This window comes from Streptomyces sp. NPDC042371, from assembly GCF_056437465.1.
In genome coordinates, this window is the sequence record NZ_JBWKAP010000004.1 from 428108 (window position 1) to 444753 (window position 16646).

Sequence of the window (16646 nt, forward strand, 5' to 3'; positions counted from 1 at the left end):
CCGCGCCGGTACTCAAGGAGTGAGTTCGTCTGTCGACCGCCATCCTCACCGGTCAGCCGGTCCCCGGGTCGCCGCTCGAAGGCGATCTGCGGTCCCTCGGCTTCGATGTGCGGGTCGCCTCCGACGCGGCGGACGCCGAGGCGCTGCTCGCCGCCGTACCGGGTGACCAGCGGGTCGCCGTCGTCGACGCCCGCTTCGTCGGACACGTCCACGCGCTGCGCCTCGGACTCACCGACCCCCGCTTCGCCGCCGCCACGGTGCCCGGCGCCGTCACCGCCAAGCCGGAGGCCCGCGCGGAACTGACGCGCGCCCTGCGGACGACCGCAGGCACCGCGAGCACCGGAGCCACCGGCGGCGTCATGACGCTCGCCCCGCTCCCCGACGACATCGCCACGGCGATGGAGTCCGGCGCGACGGACGTGCACCGCCCCGACCTCGGCACCCTCGTCGCCACCGTGCCCGACGACCCGCAGACGCGGAACGAGGCACGTCAGGCCGTCGCCGCCGTGGACGACGAGGCGGTACGCCTGCGCACCGCGGTCAAGTCGCGGGACGGCTTCTTCACGACGTACTGCATCTCCCCGTACTCGCGCTACATCGCCCGCTGGTGCGCCCGCCGGGGCCTCACCCCGAACCAGGTCACCACCGCCTCGCTGCTCACCGCCCTGATCGCGGCGGGCTGCGCGGCGACCGGGACGCGCGCCGGTTTCGTCGCGGCGGGCCTCCTGCTGCTCTTCTCCTTCGTCCTGGACTGCACGGACGGGCAGCTCGCCCGCTACTCCCTGCAGTACTCGACGCTCGGCGCCTGGCTGGACGCGACGTTCGACCGCGCCAAGGAGTACGCGTACTACGCGGGCCTCGCGCTCGGCGCCGCCAACGCCGACGGCGACGACGTGTGGGCGCTCGCGCTCGGCGCCATGGTGCTGCAGACCTGTCGGCACGTCGTGGACTTCTCCTTCAACGAGGCGAACTCCGACAGCACGGCCAGCACGGCCAGCACGGCCGCGGCCGCCAACACCAGCCCCACCGCCGCCCTTTCGGACAAGCTCGACAGCGTCGGGTGGACGGTCTGGGTGCGCCGGATGATAGTGCTGCCCATCGGCGAGCGCTGGGCGATGATCGCCGTGCTCACCGCGGTCACCACCCCGCGCATCACCCTGGTCGTCCTGATCGTCGGCTGCGCCCTCGCCGCCTGCTACACCACCGCGGGACGCGTCCTGCGCTCGCTGACCCGCAAGGCGACCCGCACCGACCGCGCCGCCCACGCACTCGGCGACCTCGCCGACAACGGCACGCTCGCCTCCGCCTTCGCCGCCATCGGGCGCCGCGGACGCATCCTGCCCGCACCCGTGCTCGCCTTCCTCGGCGGCGCCGCGGTCGTGGCGGTCGCCGCGTTCACCTCGTACGGCAGCCCGTGGGTCGTCGTCGCCGCGGTGATCTACGTGGTCCTGTCCGGCCTGGCGCTCGCGCGGCCTCTCAAGGCCCCCCTGGACTGGCTGGTGCCGCCCTTCTTCCGCGCCGCCGAATACGGCACGGTCCTGGTACTGGCGGCCAAAGCCGATGTGAACGGGGCGCTGCCCGCGGCTTTCGGACTGGTGTCGGCGGTCGCCTACCATCACTACGACACGGTGTACCGCATCAAGGGCGGCACCGGCGCGCCCCCGCGCTGGCTGGTGCGGGCCATCGGCGGCCAAGAAGGCAGGACCCTCGTGGTCGCGCTCGCCGTTGCCCTGCTGCCCACCGCAGATTTCACCGTCGCGCTCACGGCACTCGCCGTGGCCGTGGCACTCGTGGTGCTCGTCGAGAGCATCCGCTTCTGGGTCGCTGCCGAGAAAAGGGGCGCACCCGCCGTACACGATGAAGGAGAACCCGCATGATCGGCCTCGTCCTTGCGGCAGGCGCCGGCAGGCGTCTGCGTCCCTACACGGACACCCTGCCCAAGGCCCTGGTGCCCGTCGATGGTGAGACCACCATCCTCGACCTGACGCTCGGCAACTTCGCCGAGATCGGTCTCACCGAGGTCGCGATCATCGTCGGCTACAAGAAGGAAGCCGTCTACGACCGCAAGGCGGACCTGGAGGCGAAGTACGGCCTCAAGCTGACGCTCATCGACAACGACAAGGCCGAGGAGTGGAACAACGCCTACTCCCTGTGGTGCGGTCGTGACGCCATCAAGCACGACGTGATCCTCGCCAACGGCGACACCGTGCACCCGGTCTCCGTCGAGAAGACGCTGCTCGCCGCCCGCGGCAACGGCCAGAAGATCATCCTCGCCCTCGACACGGTGAAGCAGCTCGCCGACGAGGAGATGAAGGTCATCGTGGACGACACCAAGGGCGTCCAGAAGATCACGAAGCTGATGGACCCGGCGACGGCCACCGGTGAGTACATCGGCGTCACCCTCATCGAGGGCTCCGCCGCCGACGAGCTCGCCGACGCGCTGAAGACCACCTTCGAGCGCGACCCCGACCTCTACTACGAGGACGGCTACCAGGAGCTCGTCAACCGCGGCTTCAAGGTCGACGTGGCCCCGATCGGCGACGTCAAGTGGGTCGAGATCGACAACCACGACGACCTCGCCAAGGGCCGGGAGATCGCGTGCCAGTACTGACGAGGCTCATCCCCTCGCCGGTCGTCGTCGACATCCGGCCGGGGGCGATCGACGACCTGGCCGGTGTCCTCGCCGACCAGCGGATCTGCTCGTCGACCGGCAAGCTCGCCATCGCCATCAGCGGTGGCTCGGGTGCGGTGCTCCGTGAGCGGCTGATGCCCTCGCTGGGCGGCGCGGAGTGGTTCGAGGTCGGTGGCGGCACGCTCGACGACGCCATCAAGCTCGCCGACGCCATCAAGAAGTCGGGCCGCTACGACGCGATCGTCGGCCTCGGCGGCGGCAAGATCATCGACTGCGCCAAGTTCGCCGCGGCGCGCGTCGGCCTGCCGCTGGTCGCCGTCGCGACGAACCTGTCGCACGACGGCCTCTGCTCGCCGGTCGCGACCCTCGACAACGACGCGGGACGCGGTTCGTACGGTGTGCCGAACCCCATCGCGGTCGTCATCGACCTCGATGTGATCCGTGAGGCGCCCGTCCGCTTCGTCCGCTCCGGCATCGGCGACGCCCTGTCCAACATCTCCGCGATCGCGGACTGGGAGCTCGCCGCCCGCGAGCGCGGCGAGGACATCGACGGGCTCGCGGCCGCCATGGCCCGCCAGGCGGGCGAAGCCGTGCTCCGCCATCCCGGCGGTGTCGGCGACGACGCCTTCCTGCAGGTGCTGGCCGAGGGCCTGGTCCTCACCGGCATCGCGATGTCCGTGTCGGGCGACTCCCGCCCGGCGTCCGGCGCCTGCCACGAGATCAACCACGCCTTCGACCTCCTCTACCCCAAGCGCGCCGCCAGCCACGGCGAGCAGTGCGGCCTGGGCGCGGCCTTCGCGATGCACCTGCGCGGTGCCCGCGAGGAGTCGGCGTTCATGGCTCAGGTGCTGCGCCGCCACGGCCTGCCCGTGCTGCCGGAGGAGATCGGCTTCACCGTGGACGAGTTCGTCAAGGTCGTGGAGTTCGCTCCGCAGACCCGCCCGGGCCGCTACACGATCCTCGAACACCTCGACCTGTCCACCGACCAGATCAGGGACGCATACGCCGACTATGCAAAAACCATCGGTAGCTGAGCTCCGCCCGGTTGTTCACCCCCCGGGGGTGAAGGACCGACGGAGCGGCGAACACTGGGCCGGCCGGCTCTACATGCGCGAGGTCTCCCTGCGCATCGACCGGCACCTGGTGAACACGAAGGTCACGCCCAACCAGCTGACCTACGTGATGACCGTCGCCGGCGCCCTCGCCGCCCCGGCCCTGCTGGTGCCGGGCATCACGGGCGCCGTGCTCGGCGTGCTCGCGGTCCAGCTCTACCTGCTGCTCGACTGCGTGGACGGTGAGATCGCCCGCTGGAAGAAGCAGTACTCGATGGCGGGCGTCTACCTGGACCGCGTCGCCGCCTATCTGTGCGACGCCGCGGTGCTGGTCGGCTTCGGTCTGCGCGCCGCCGACATCTGGGGCTCGGGACGCATCGACTGGCTGTGGGCCTTCCTCGGCACCCTGGCCGCCCTCGGCGCGATCCTGATCAAGGCGGAGACCGACCTCGTCGGCGTCGCCCGCCACCAGACGGGCAAGGAGCCGGTCAAGGAGTCGGCGGCCGAGCCGCGTTCCTCCGGCATGGCGCTGGCCCGCAGGGCCGCCGCTGCGCTGAAGTTCCACCGGCTGATCCTCGGGGTCGAGGCTTCCCTGCTGATCCTGGTCATCGCGTTCGTCGACCAGGCGCGGGGCGACCTGTTCTTCTCGCGTCTCGGTGTCGCCGTGCTCGCGGGCATCGCGCTGCTGCAGACCCTGCTCCACCTCGTGTCCATCCTCGTATCGAGCAGGTTGAAGTGAACACCCCGGCAGAGAAGCTCAAGGTCGGCGCCGTCATCATCACGATGGGCAACCGGCCGCAGGAGCTGCGCGCCCTCCTCGACTCGGTCGCCAAGCAGGAGGGCGACCCGGTCGAGGTGGTCGTGGTCGGCAACGGTGCCCCCGTGCCCGACGTCCCCGAAGGCGTGCGCACCGTCGAGCTGCCGGAGAACCTCGGCATCCCCGGCGGCCGCAACGTCGGCATCGAGGCCTTCGGCCCGGGCGGCACCGACGTCGACATCCTGCTCTTCCTGGACGACGACGGCCTGCTCGCCACCCTGGACACGGCGCGGCTGTGCCGCGAGGCCTTCGCCGCAGACCGGGAGCTCGGCATCATCAGCTTCCGCATCGCGGACCCGGACACGGGGGAGACCCAGCGCCGCCACGTGCCGCGGCTGCGGGCCGCCGACCCGATGCGCTCCTCGCGCGTGACGACGTTCCTGGGCGGCGCCAACGCCGTCCGTACGAAGGTCCTCGCCGAGGTCGGCGGGCTGCCCGGCGAGTTCTTCTACGCCCATGAGGAGACGGACCTCGCCTGGCGCGCGCTGAACGCGGGCTGGATGATCGACTACCGCTCCGACATGGTCCTCTTCCACCCCACGACGGCCCCCTCCCGGCACGCGGTCTACCACCGGATGGTGGCCCGCAACCGCGTCTGGCTGGCCCGTCGCAACCTCCCCGCGCCGCTGGTCCCCGTCTACCTCGGTGTCTGGATGCTCCTCACCCTCGCCCGGCGCCCCTCGGGCCCGGCCCTGAAGGCCTGGTTCGGCGGGTTCAAGGAGGGCTGGACCACGCCCTGCGGCCCTCGCAGGCCCATGAAGTGGCGTACGGTGTGGCGGCTGACCCGACTGGGCCGACCTCCCGTCATCTGACAAGCTCGGGTCTGAGAGCATTCGGGCCATACCCCGGTCCCTGGCCCACGCCTACGCCCGACCGGCTGCGCTTCTGAAGACGAAAGTTTCCACTCGTGAGTGAGACAACGCATGACGGCGGGGTCACGGTGACAGCATCACCGTCGACTCCGTCGCCCGATGACGGGCTCTCCCGGGCCGACCTCGCCGCCAAGTACGGTCTGACCGTCAGCGGCGCCCGGCCCGGACTTTTCGAGTACGTCCGCCAGCTCTGGGGACGGCGTCACTTCATCCTCGCCTTCTCCCAGGCGAAGCTGACCGCCCAGTACAGCCAGGCCAAGCTCGGCCAGCTGTGGCAGGTGGCCACGCCGCTGTTGAACGCGGCGGTCTACTTCTTCATCTTCGGGCTCCTGCTCGGCGCCCGGGAGGGCATCCCGCACGAGATCTACGTGCCGTTCCTGGTGACGGGTGTCTTCGTCTTCACGTTCACGCAGAGCTCGGTCATGGCGGGCGTGCGGGCGATCTCCGGCAACCTCGGCCTGGTCAGGGCCCTGCACTTCCCGCGGGCCTCGCTGCCGATCTCCTTCGCGCTCCAGCAGCTCCAGCAGCTGCTCTTCTCGATGATCGTGCTCGTCTTGATCATGTGCGCGTTCGGGATCTTCCCGGCCCTGTCCTGGCTCCTGGTGGTGCCCGCGCTGGTGCTCCAGTTCGTCTTCAACATGGGACTGGCGCTGATCTTCGCCCGGATGGGCAGCAAGACGCCCGACCTGGCGCAGCTCATGCCGTTCGTGATGCGGACCTGGATGTACGCATCGGGCGTCATGTTCAGCATCCCCGCGATGCTCGCGACCAAGAAGGACGTGCCCGGCTGGGTCGGGGACGTGCTGCAGTGGAATCCGGCCTCCATCTACATGGACCTGATCCGCTTCGCCATGATCGACAAGTACGACTCCTCGTACCTCCCGCCGCACGTGTGGGCCTTCGCGGTCGGCTGGGCCGTGCTGATCGGCGCGGTCGGGTTCGTGTACTTCTGGAAGGCGGAGGAGCGGTACGGCCGTGGCTGACGACGTGACCCCCAACAAGAGCGACAAGCCCGACGCGAACGCCGGCAAGGGGCACATCCCCACCGTCATCGCCGACGAGCTGCACATCGTCTACCGCGTCAACGGCGCGAAGACGGGCAAGGGCAGCGCCACGTCCGCCCTGAGTCGCATCCTCAGGCGCGGCGAGGAGCGCGGGGTGCGCAAGGTGCACGCCGTGCGCGGCGTCAGCTTCAACGCCTACCGCGGCGAGGCCATCGGCCTGATCGGTTCCAACGGCTCCGGCAAGTCCACCCTGCTCCGCGCCATCGCGGGCCTGCTCCCCGCCGAGCAGGGCAAGGTCTACACCGACGGCCAGCCCTCGCTGCTCGGCGTCAACGCGGCCCTGATGAACGATCTGACGGGCGAGCGCAACGTCATCCTCGGTGGCCTCGCGATGGGCATGACCCGCGAGCAGATCAGGGAGCGCTACCAGGAGATCGTCGACTTCTCGGGGATCAACGAGAAGGGCGACTTCATCACCCTTCCGATGCGCACCTACTCCTCCGGCATGGCGGCCCGCCTGCGCTTCTCCATCGCGGCGGCCAAGGACCACGACGTCCTCATGATCGACGAGGCCCTGGCCACCGGTGACCGCAAGTTCCAGAAGCGCTCCGAGGCCCGCATCCGCGAGCTCCGCAAGGAGGCGGGCACGGTCTTCCTGGTCAGCCACAACAACAAGTCGATCCGCGACACCTGCGACCGCGTGCTGTGGCTGGAACGCGGCGAGCTGCGCATGGACGGGCCGACCGACGAGGTCATAAAGGAGTACGAGAAGTTCACGGGCAAGTAGCCCGATCGAGCCACCGGACCACCACCCGTTCGGCAGCAGTGCCCCGCCTGGAGGAACCTGGCGGGGCACTGTCGTGACATGGTGTCCCCGGAGCCACTTGGTGCTCCCAACTCACTGCCGGTAAAGGAAGATTGACGTCAATCGGTGTGTTGTTGTGATGCGCCGAACACCCCGACGATGCGCGTTGGGTTGTACAACGTAAGCTGTACAGGTGCTGATTCGCGGCAAGTGGGGCGATATCGCGCGGCGCCCCGCCTCGGAGCACGGCCCACCTCGGAGAGAGCCGGGCGGCGTGTCCGAAATAGGATGTATTGGGTCGGCAGTGTAGAACGGGAGATGTGACGGCAATGGCTACGGATGATCTCCAGCTCCGCGATGCTTCCGCCGTCCTCGCCAAGGCCGCGGACGAGAACTTTCCGGTGGCACCCTTCTTCCTGCCCCGGAGCTGGCGCGACGACCTGATGGCCGTCTACGGCGTCGTCCGTCTCATCGACGACATCGGTGACGGCGATCTGGCTCCCGAGGCCGCCCACGCCCGTCACCTCGGCCTGGACGCCGACGCGGACGACCCGCTGACGCTCCTCGACGCCGTCGCGGCCGACCTGGGCAAGGTCTTCGACGGCGGCGAACCCGGCCACCCGCTGGTCCGGGCGCTGCGACCGGCCGCCCGGCGCGGGACTCTGACGGCCGCACCCTTCCTGGCGCTGATCGAGGCCAACCGCCAGGACCAGCTCATCACGCGCTACGAGACGTACGACGACCTCGTCGCGTACTGCGCGCTCTCCGCCAACCCGATCGGCCGTCTCGTCCTGGCCATCACGGGAACGGAGACCCCGGAGCGCGTCCGCCGCTCGGACGCCGTCTGCACCGGCCTGCAGATCGTCGAGCACATCCAGGACGTCGCCGAAGACCTGCGGCGCGGCCGCATCTACCTGCCTGTCGAGGACATGAAGCGGTTCCACGTGAGTGAGTCAGATCTGGCCCTGCCGACAGCGGGCGCGTCGGCGCGCGCGCTGGTCGCATTCGAAGTGGAACGCGCCCGCGGCCTGCTGAATGAAGGCACCCCCCTGGTGGGTAGCGTCCACGGCAGGCTGAAGCTGCTGCTGGCCGGGTTCGTGGCAGGGGGGAGGGCGGCCGCCGGGGCGATCGTCACCGCCGGTTACGACGTCCTGCCCGGACCACCCAAGCCGACGAAGCCGCGCTTGCTGCGCGAGGCGGGTGCAGTGCTGCGAGGAGAGGGGTGAGCCGGGCCGTGGAGTCTGATTTGCAGGTGTCCGCGTCGGTGCTCGCCGCGTACAGCTACTGCGAGGCCGTGACCGGCCAGCAGGCGCGCAACTTCGCGTACGGCATCAGGCTGCTGCCGACGCCCAAGCGGCGTGCGATGTCCGCGCTCTACGCCCTCTCCCGGCGGGTGGACGACATCGGCGACGGCGCGCTCCCGCCGGACGTCAAGGCGGAGCGGCTCGACGACACCCGGGCGCTGGTCGCGCGGATCCGCGCGGGCGGGGTCCAGGAGGACGACACCGACCCCGTGGCCGTCGCCCTCGCGCATGCCGCCGCGCACTTCCCCATCCCGATGGAAGGCCTCGACGAGCTGATCGACGGCGTCCTGAAGGACGTACGCGGTGAGACGTACGAGACGTGGGAGGACCTGAAGGTCTACTGCCGCTGTGTGGCCGGGGCCATCGGGCGGCTCTCGCTCGGGGTGTTCGGCACGGAGCGGGGAGCGCTGCACGCCGAGCGCGCGCCGGAGTATGCCGACACGCTCGGTCTCGCACTCCAACTGACCAACATTCTCCGGGACGTTCGCGAGGACGCCCAGGACGGGCGGACGTACCTGCCCGCCGACGACCTCGCCAAGTTCGGCTGCTCCGCCGGGTTCTCTGGCTCAGAGCCGCCCGCCGGATCCGACTTCGCAGGGCTCGTCCACTTCGAGGTGCGCCGCGCGCGTGCCCTGTTCGCCGAGGGCTACCGCCTGCTGCCCATGCTGGACCGGCGCAGCGGCGCCTGTGTGGCCGCCATGGCCGGGATCTACCGCAGGCTCCTCGACCGCATCGAGCGGGAGCCGGAAGCGGTCCTGCGTGGCCGTGTCTCGCTGCCGGGGCGCGAGAAGGCGTACGTCGCCGTGCGCGGGCTGTCCGGTCTCGACGCGCGGAACGTGTCACGACAGACCGTCCGGAGGCGTGTGTGATGCGCATCCGGAGTGATCGTGGGGCAGTTGGGGCATCGTTCGCAAAGCGGCGGGCAACCCTCCGCTCCATGGTCGCGTCCCAGACTGCAACGGCCGAAGGGGTGGGTGCATGACGAGGAAAGACATGCAGCCCGAGGGGCTGATCGAGGACGCCGAAGGCCGCTCCGCAGGGGCGGCCGCCGTAGTGGTCGGCGGCGGCCTCGCCGGGGTCACCACCGCACTCGCGCTCGCCGACGCGGGCCTGCGCGTCACCCTGCTCGAAGGACGGCCGAGGCTCGGCGGCCTCGCCTTCTCCTTCCAGCGCGGCGCACTCACCGTCGACAACGGACAGCACGTCTATCTGCGCTGCTGCACCGCCTACCGATGGTTCCTCGACCGCATCGAAGGCGCACACCTCGCACCCGTGCAGGAACGTCTCGACGTGCCCGTCCTCGACGCCGACCGCAACCGGCTCGGGCGCCTCAGGCGCGCCGCGCTCCCCGTGCCGCTGCACCTCGCGGCGAGCCTCGCCACCTATCCCCATCTGTCGGTCGCCGAGCGCGCCAAGGTGGGGCGCGCGGCGCTCGCCCTCAAGGGGCTCGACCCGTCCGATCCCGTGCTCGACGGCCAGAACTTCGGCAGCTGGCTCGCCCGGCACGGTCAGTCGGCGCGCGCCATCGAGGCCCTCTGGGACCTCGTGGGCGTCGCGACGCTCAACGCCGCCGCGGGCGACGCCTCACTCGGGCTCGCCGCGATGGTGTTCAAGACCGGGCTGCTCTCGGAACCGGGCGCCGCCGACATCGGCTGGGCCCGGGTGCCCCTCGGTGATCTGCATGACACGCTGGCCCGCAAGGCGCTCGACGCAGCGGGAGTCCGTACGGAACTAAAGGCACGAGTCACCTCCATCTCCCGTACGGAGAACGGCGGTTGGCGCGTGGAGGTTCCCGGCGAGACCATCGAGGCCGAAACCGTCGTGCTCGCCGTGCCGCAGCACGAGACGCACGACCTCCTCCCCGACGGCGCGCTCGACCAGCCCGACCGGCTGCTCGACATCGACACCGCGCCGATCCTGAACATCCATGTCGTGTACGACAGGAAGGTGCTGAAGCGGCCGTTCTTCGCCGCGATCGGCACCCCCGTGCAGTGGGTCTTCGACCGGACCGAGGCCTCCGGGCTGGCCGAGGGGCAGTATCTGGCGCTCTCGCAGTCGATCGCGCAGGACGAGATCGACGCGCCCGTCGCCGCACTGCGCGAACGCTATCTGCCCGAGCTGGAGCGGCTGTTGCCCGCGGCGCACGGCGCGGAGGTACGGGACTTCTTCGTCACCCGCGAGCGCACGGCGACCTTCGCGCCCACCCCCGGCGTCGGCAGGCTCCGCCCCGGTGCCCGCACCAACGCCCGCGGCTTGTACCTCGCGGGCGCGTGGACCGCCACCGGGTGGCCCGCGACCATGGAGAGCGCCGTACGCAGCGGCATCAGCGCGGCCGAGGCCGCCCTCTCCACCCTCGACCGCCCCCGTGATCACCTCTTCGCATTCGAGGAGGCGGCGGCGTGAAGCTCGACCTTCTGGGGTCAGGTCCCCAGAGAAACAGCACCGGAACAAGAGGAGAAACTGTGCCGACTGTGCCCTCGGCCGAGAAAACGGCTGCCGACACGGTGGACGTGACCTCACTGCTCGAGCAAGGAAGGACGCTGGCCACCCCGGTGCTGCGGGCCGCGGTGGACCGTCTCGCACCGCCCATGGACACCGTGGCCGCCTACCACTTCGGATGGATCGACGCGGCGGGCAACCCCTCCGACGGCGACGGTGGCAAGGCCGTGCGTCCCGCGCTCGCCCTGCTCTCCGCCGAGGCCGCGGGCGCGGCTCCCGAGGTCGGCGTCCCCGGCGCGGTCGCCGTCGAGCTCGTGCACAACTTCTCACTGCTCCACGACGACCTGATGGACGGCGACGAGCAGCGCCGCCACCGCGACACGGTGTGGAAGGTGCACGGCCCCGCACAGGCCATCCTCGTCGGTGACGCCCTCTTCGCGCTCGGCAACGAGGTCCTCCTGGAGCTCGGCACCGTCGAGGCGGGCCGCGCCACCCGCCGCCTCATCACCGCCACGCGCGCGCTGATCGACGGCCAGGCACAGGACATCAGCTACGAGCACCGCGACCGGGTCACCGTCGAGGAGTGCCTGGAGATGGAGGGCAAGAAGACCGGCGCCCTCCTCGCCTGCGCCGTCTCCATCGGTGCCGTACTCGGCGGCGCGGACGACCACACCGCCGACACGCTGGAGAAGTACGGATACCACCTCGGCCTCGCCTTCCAGGCCGTGGACGATCTGCTGGGCATCTGGGGCGACCCGGAGGCCACCGGCAAGCAGACGTGGAGCGACCTGCGCCAGCGCAAGAAGTCCCTGCCCGTGGTCGCCGCTCTCGCCGCGGGTGGTCCCGCGTCCGAGCGGCTCGGTGAACTGCTCACCGCCGACTCCAAGAGCAGCGACTTCGAGAACTTCTCCGAGTCGGAGTTCGCCGCGCGCGCCGCCCTGATCGAGGAGGCGGGCGGCCGTGAGTGGACCGCCAAGGAGGCCAGGCGCCAGCACGCCATCGCCATCGAAGCCCTGGACCACGTCCAGATGCCGGACCGGATCCGGGCGCAACTCGTCGCGCTCGCCGATTTCGTCGTCGTACGAGAGAGATGATCACCATCGCGCGGATATCCGGGTTATCCGGGGGGTGACCCCCGGACCCACAGGCAGTCGCCGGCCGGCGTGACGCGTCGGCCGACGGCGGACCCACAGCAGACGTAGCCATCGCACTGCACGAAGGGGAAGCCATGACAGCGACGACCGACGGAAGCACCGGAGCGGCCACGCCCCGCGCAGCCTCGGCCAGCCAGTCCACCGAACCCGTCGACCTGACCGATACGACCGCCACGACGGCAGCACCGCGTGACGCCGCCGCGCGCGCCATGCAGCGCTCCACCGACTTCCTGCTCTCCCGGCAGGACGCCCAGGGCTGGTGGAAGGGCGACCTCGAGACCAATGTGACCATGGACGCCGAGGACCTCCTACTGCGGCAGTTCCTCGGCATCCGGGACGAGCACACCACCCGCGCCGCCGCGCTCTTCATCCGCGGCGAGCAGCGTGACGACGGCACCTGGGCCACGTTCTTCGGCGGCCCCGGCGAACTCTCCACGACCATCGAGGCGTACGTCGCGCTGCGCCTGGCCGGTGACCGGCCCGACGAGGCGCACATGGCGAAGGCCTCCGCGTGGATCCGGGAACGGGGCGGCATCGCCGAGGCCCGGGTCTTCACCCGGATCTGGCTCGCCCTCTTCGGCTGGTGGAAGTGGGACGACCTGCCGGAACTCCCACCGGAGCTCATCTACTTCCCCAAGTGGGTCCCGCTCAACATCTACGACTTCGGCTGCTGGGCGCGGCAGACGATAGTGCCGCTCACCGTCGTGTCCGCCAAGCGGCCGGTGCGTCCCGCGCCCTTCGCCCTGGACGAGCTGCACACCGACGCGCGCGTCCCCAGCCCCGTCAAGCCCCTTGCCCCCGTGGCGAGTTGGGACGGCGTGTTCCAGCGGCTCGACAAGGCGCTGCACGTCTACCACAAGGTCGCCCCGCGCAAGCTGCGCAAGGCCGCGATGAACAGCGCCGCCCGCTGGATCATCGAGCGGCAGGAGAACGACGGCTGCTGGGGCGGGATCCAGCCGCCCGCCGTCTACTCCGTCATCGCGCTGCACCTGCTCGGCTACGACCTGGACCACCCCGTCCTGAAGGCCGGGCTCGCCTCGCTCGACCGGTTCGCCGTGTGGCGCGAGGACGGCTCCCGGATGATCGAGGCCTGCCAGTCGCCCGTATGGGACACCTGCCTGGCCACCATCGCGCTCGCGGACGCCGGAGTGCCCGCGGACCACCCGCAGTTGGTCAAGGCCGCCGACTGGATGCTCGGCGAGCAGATCGTGCGGCCCGGCGACTGGTCGGTGCGCAGGCCGGGACTTGTGCCGGGCGGCTGGGCGTTCGAGTTCCACAACGACAACTACCCCGACATCGACGACACCGCCGAAGTCGCCCTCGCGCTGCGCCGGGTCGCGCATCCCGACAAGGCGCGCCTGGAGAACGCCATCGACCGCGGAGTGCGCTGGAACCTCGGCATGCAGTCGAAGAACGGCGGCTGGGGCGCCTTCGACGTCGACAACACCAGCCCCTTCCCCAACCGCCTGCCGTTCTGCGACTTCGGCGAGGTCATCGACCCGCCCTCCGCCGACGTCACAGGACACGTCGTGGAGATGCTCGCCGTCGAGGGGAAGTCCCGTGATCCGCGCACCCGGCGCGGCATCGAGTGGCTCCTCGCCGAACAGGAGGAGTGCGGCGCCTGGTTCGGGCGCTGGGGCGTCAACTACATCTACGGCACGGGGTCGGTGGTGCCCGCGCTGGTCACGGCGGGGCTGCCCGCATCGCACCCGGCGATCCGGCGCGCGGTGCGGTGGGTCGAGTCGGTGCAGAACGACGACGGCGGCTGGGGCGAGGACCTGCGCTCCTACCGCGACCGGGGCTGGGTGGGCCACGGCACGTCGTCCGCCTCGCAGACCGCCTGGGCGCTGCTCACCCTGCTTGCGGCGGGCGAGAGCGAGGCCAAGCCCGCGGAGCGCGGCATCGCCTGGCTCGTCGATACGCAGCTCGCCGACGGCTCCTGGGACGAGCCGTACTTCACCGGCACCGGCTTCCCCTGGGACTTCTCCATCAACTACCACCTGTACCGACAGGTGTTCCCGCTCACCGCCCTCGGCAGGTACGTCAACGGAGATCCCTTCGCGGGCGGCTCCGGCGCCGACCTCGGCAAGGGCAGCTGATGGACCGGAACCCGGCCCCGCGGCCGGGCCCCGCGCCGCTGCTGATCGCCTGCGCGCTCGGCATCGAGCACCTCGCCCTGCGCACCGGCGACCGCAACGGCGCGCCGGGCGGCATGACCGTGCTGCGCACCGGCATGGGCCCCCAGAACGCCGAGCGCGCCGTCACCGGTGCGCTCGGAAAGGAAAACCTGCGCGACGCGGCCGTACTGGCCACCGGCTTCTGTGCCGGACTCGCCCCCGGTATGCACCCCGGCGACCTGGTCGTCGCCGAGGAGACCAGGGACACGCGCGGCAGCACGCCCTGCACGGGAACCGGGCTGCTGGTCCAGGAGCTGGTGCGGGCCGTGCCCGGCCGCACCGTGCACACCGGACCGCTCACCGGATCCGACCACGTCGTCCGCGGTCACGAGCGCGGCGATCTCCTGGCCACCGGCGCCATCGCCGTGGACATGGAGTCCGCCGCGACGCTGCACAGTGCCGTACGCACCGGGCAGCGGCCCGTTGCGGCCGTCCGGGTGGTCGTGGATGCCCCACAGCACGAACTCGTCCGCATCGGCACGGTGCGCGGTGGAATATCAGCTTTCCGCGTTCTTCGTGCCGTGCTCCCCGCTTTTTTCGAATGGCACCGTTCTTCTTTGCTCCCTCGGAGGTGAGCCAGATGGCCATGCCGCTGCGCCAGACCATCAAGGTCGCGACGTATCTCTTTGAACAGAAGCTGCGCAAGCGGGACAAGTTCCCGCTGATTGTCGAGTTGGAGCCGCTCTTCGCGTGCAACCTCGCGTGCGAGGGATGCGGCAAGATCCAGCACCCGGCCGGGGTGCTCAAGCAGCGCATGCCGGTGGCCCAGGCCGTGGGCGCCGTGCTCGAGTCCGGCGCGCCGATGGTGTCCATCGCCGGTGGCGAACCGCTGATGCACCCTCATATGGACGAGATCGTGCGGCAGTTGGTGGCCAAGAAGAAGTACGTCTTCCTCTGCACCAACGCCATGCTGCTGCGCAAGAAGATCGAGAAGTTCACGCCCTCGCCGTATTTCGCGTTCGCCGTGCACATCGACGGAATGCGGGAGCGGCACGACGAGTCCGTCGCGAAGGAGGGCGTGTTCGACGAGGCGGTGGCGGCCATCAAGGAAGCCAAGAAGCGCGGCTTCCGGGTCACCACCAACTCGACGTTCTTCAGCAACGACACTCCGCAGAACATCATCGAGGTGCTCAACTACCTCAATGACGAGCTGGAGGTCGACGAGATGATGCTGTCGCCCGCCTACGCCTACGAGAAGGCGCCCGACCAGGAGCACTTCCTCGGCGTCGACCAGACCCGCGAGCTCTTCAAGAAGGCCTTCGCGGGCGGCAACCGGCGGCGCTGGCGCCTGAACCACTCGCCGCTCTTCCTGGACTTCCTGGAGGGCAAGGCGGACTTCCCGTGCACGGCGTGGGCGATCCCGAACTACTCGCTCTTCGGCTGGCAGCGCCCCTGCTACCTGATGAGCGACGGGTACGTCCCCACGTACAAGGAGCTCATCGAGGAGACCGACTGGAGCAAGTACGGCCGCGGCAAGGACCCGCGCTGCGCCAACTGCATGGCGCACTGCGGCTACGAGCCGACCGCCGTCCTTGCCACCATGGGTTCCCTCAAGGAGTCCATCCGTGCGGCCCGCGAGACGGTTTCCGGAAACCGCGGGTGACGTCGTGACCCCAGGAGAGCCCGTTTCCCTGGGCCTCCCGGAGCTGCCGGTCCGGCCGATCTCCGAGCGCCGCCTCTCGCGGCGCATAGAGGTCGGACCGGTGGCCGTGGGGGGTGGTGCGCCGGTCTCGGTGCAGTCGATGACGACGACGCGTACGTCCGACATCGGGGCGACGCTGCAGCAGATCGCGGAGCTGACGGCTTCCGGCTGTGAGGTCGTGCGGGTGGCGTGCCCCACGCAGGCGGCGATCGACGCGGGCTGTGCGGCGGTCCGGGTCAACCCGGGCAACATCAAGCAGTTCGACGACAAGGTCCGCGACATCGCGCTGGCGGCCGCGCGGACCGGCACGCCCATCCGGATCGGCGTGCACGCGGGCTCGCTCGACAAGCGGCTGCTCGCCAAGATCCTGGAGTCGCCGGGCCTGCGTCAGCGCCGCCTGGAGATCGTCTCGTGCCCGTCCTGCGGGCGCGCCCAGGTCGACGTCCACAAGCTGGCCGACGAGGTCACCGCCGGGCTCGACGGCATGGAGGTGCCGCTGCGCGTCGCCCTCATGGAGTGTGTCGTCAACTGCCCGGGCGAGGCGCGCGAGGCCGACCTCAGCGTCGCCTCCGGCAACGGCAAGGGTCAGATCTCCGTCAAGGGCGAGGTCATCAAGACCGTCCCCGAGGCCAGGATCGTGGAGACCCTCATCGAGGAGGCCATGAAGATCGCCGCGCAGATGGCGGACGACGGCGTCCCGTCGGGGGCGCCCGACGTCACCGTGAGCTGAGAACAACCAGAGAGGGGG

At 70.3% G+C, this 16646-nt stretch carries 15 protein-coding genes; all 15 read left to right on the plus strand.

Going from position 1 to position 16646, the window contains the following annotated elements; genetic code table 11:
* Positions 1-29 precede the first annotated feature (29 nt).
* The 15 genes from AC068B_RS15020 (at position 30) to AC068B_RS15090 (ending at position 16628) form a co-directional block, all read left to right on the plus strand.
* Positions 30-1877, plus strand: a complete 1848-nt coding sequence (locus tag AC068B_RS15020; protein ID WP_478672087.1) for a DUF5941 domain-containing protein — start codon at positions 30-32, stop codon at positions 1875-1877.
* Positions 1874-2611 carry a phosphocholine cytidylyltransferase family protein gene (locus tag AC068B_RS15025; protein WP_478671837.1) on the plus strand — a complete coding sequence of 246 codons (738 nt, stop codon included), beginning with the start codon at positions 1874-1876 and terminating at the stop codon, positions 2609-2611. Before AC068B_RS15020 ends, AC068B_RS15025 begins: the two co-directional genes overlap by 4 nt.
* The gene (locus tag AC068B_RS15030) at positions 2599-3666 is read left to right on the plus strand and encodes an iron-containing alcohol dehydrogenase family protein (RefSeq protein WP_478671838.1); all 1068 of its coding nucleotides are present in this window, start codon (positions 2599-2601) and stop codon (positions 3664-3666) included. The genes AC068B_RS15025 and AC068B_RS15030 overlap by 13 nt, the downstream gene beginning before the upstream one ends.
* The gene (locus tag AC068B_RS15035; protein WP_079074470.1) at positions 3644-4423 is read left to right on the plus strand and encodes a CDP-alcohol phosphatidyltransferase family protein; all 780 of its coding nucleotides are present in this window, start codon (positions 3644-3646) and stop codon (positions 4421-4423) included. The genes AC068B_RS15030 and AC068B_RS15035 overlap by 23 nt, the downstream gene beginning before the upstream one ends.
* A 44-nt stretch (positions 4424-4467) precedes the next feature.
* The gene (locus AC068B_RS15040; RefSeq protein WP_478672088.1) at positions 4468-5313 is read left to right on the plus strand and encodes a glycosyltransferase family 2 protein; all 846 of its coding nucleotides are present in this window, start codon (positions 4468-4470) and stop codon (positions 5311-5313) included.
* 95 nt (positions 5314-5408) lie between these two features.
* Complete coding sequence (locus tag AC068B_RS15045) at positions 5409-6356, plus strand: ABC transporter permease (protein WP_478671839.1); 948 nt, start codon at positions 5409-5411, stop codon at positions 6354-6356.
* A 4-nt stretch (positions 6357-6360) separates the two neighbouring features.
* Positions 6361-7164, plus strand: a complete 804-nt coding sequence (locus tag AC068B_RS15050) for an ABC transporter ATP-binding protein (RefSeq protein ID WP_478672089.1) — start codon at positions 6361-6363, stop codon at positions 7162-7164.
* 347 nt (positions 7165-7511) lie between these two features.
* Positions 7512-8408 (plus strand): squalene synthase HpnC, encoded by an 897-nt coding sequence (gene hpnC / locus AC068B_RS15055; RefSeq protein WP_478671840.1) that lies wholly within the window; start codon positions 7512-7514, stop codon positions 8406-8408.
* The gene (hpnD, locus tag AC068B_RS15060; protein ID WP_468564942.1) at positions 8405-9355 is read left to right on the plus strand and encodes a presqualene diphosphate synthase HpnD; all 951 of its coding nucleotides are present in this window, start codon (positions 8405-8407) and stop codon (positions 9353-9355) included. Before hpnC ends, hpnD begins: the two co-directional genes overlap by 4 nt.
* Before the next feature lie 34 nt (positions 9356-9389).
* Positions 9390-10889, plus strand: coding sequence for a hydroxysqualene dehydroxylase HpnE (gene hpnE / locus AC068B_RS15065; protein WP_478672090.1), 1500 nt, complete (start codon positions 9390-9392; stop codon positions 10887-10889).
* Positions 10886-12019 (plus strand): polyprenyl synthetase family protein, encoded by a 1134-nt coding sequence (locus tag AC068B_RS15070; RefSeq protein ID WP_468564943.1) that lies wholly within the window; start codon positions 10886-10888, stop codon positions 12017-12019. The genes hpnE and AC068B_RS15070 overlap by 4 nt, the downstream gene beginning before the upstream one ends.
* 134 nt (positions 12020-12153) lie before the next feature.
* Positions 12154-14178 (plus strand): squalene--hopene cyclase, encoded by a 2025-nt coding sequence (shc, locus tag AC068B_RS15075; protein WP_478671842.1) that lies wholly within the window; start codon positions 12154-12156, stop codon positions 14176-14178.
* Entirely contained in the window at positions 14178-14831 is a 654-nt protein-coding gene (locus AC068B_RS15080) for a phosphorylase family protein (protein WP_478671843.1), read from the plus strand. Before shc ends, AC068B_RS15080 begins: the two co-directional genes overlap by 1 nt.
* Positions 14832-14836: 5 nt before the next feature.
* A complete protein-coding gene (hpnH, locus tag AC068B_RS15085) occupies positions 14837-15859 on the plus strand; it encodes an adenosyl-hopene transferase HpnH (RefSeq protein WP_478671845.1) in 1023 nt (340 codons plus the stop codon).
* A 4-nt stretch (positions 15860-15863) separates the two neighbouring features.
* Positions 15864-16628: a flavodoxin-dependent (E)-4-hydroxy-3-methylbut-2-enyl-diphosphate synthase gene (locus tag AC068B_RS15090; RefSeq protein WP_478671846.1), complete on the plus strand. Its 765-nt coding sequence runs from the start codon at positions 15864-15866 to the stop codon at positions 16626-16628.
* Positions 16629-16646: the final 18 nt, after the last annotated feature.

What these genes read in the sequence shown, in the direction of transcription:
- hpnC (WP_478671840.1), top strand. Translation starts at nt 7,512, where the DNA reads ATGGCTACGGATGATCTCCAGCTCCGCGATGCTTCCGCCGTCCTCGCC.
- AC068B_RS15080 (WP_478671843.1), top strand. Translation starts at nt 14,178, where the DNA reads ATGGACCGGAACCCGGCCCCGCGGCCGGGCCCCGCGCCGCTGCTGATC.
- shc (WP_478671842.1), top strand. Translation starts at nt 12,154, where the DNA reads ATGACAGCGACGACCGACGGAAGCACCGGAGCGGCCACGCCCCGCGCA.
- hpnH (WP_478671845.1), top strand. Translation starts at nt 14,837, where the DNA reads ATGGCCATGCCGCTGCGCCAGACCATCAAGGTCGCGACGTATCTCTTT.
- AC068B_RS15035 (WP_079074470.1), top strand. Translation starts at nt 3,644, where the DNA reads ATGCAAAAACCATCGGTAGCTGAGCTCCGCCCGGTTGTTCACCCCCCG.
- AC068B_RS15025 (WP_478671837.1), top strand. Translation starts at nt 1,874, where the DNA reads ATGATCGGCCTCGTCCTTGCGGCAGGCGCCGGCAGGCGTCTGCGTCCC.
- AC068B_RS15040 (WP_478672088.1), top strand. Translation starts at nt 4,468, where the DNA reads ATGGGCAACCGGCCGCAGGAGCTGCGCGCCCTCCTCGACTCGGTCGCC.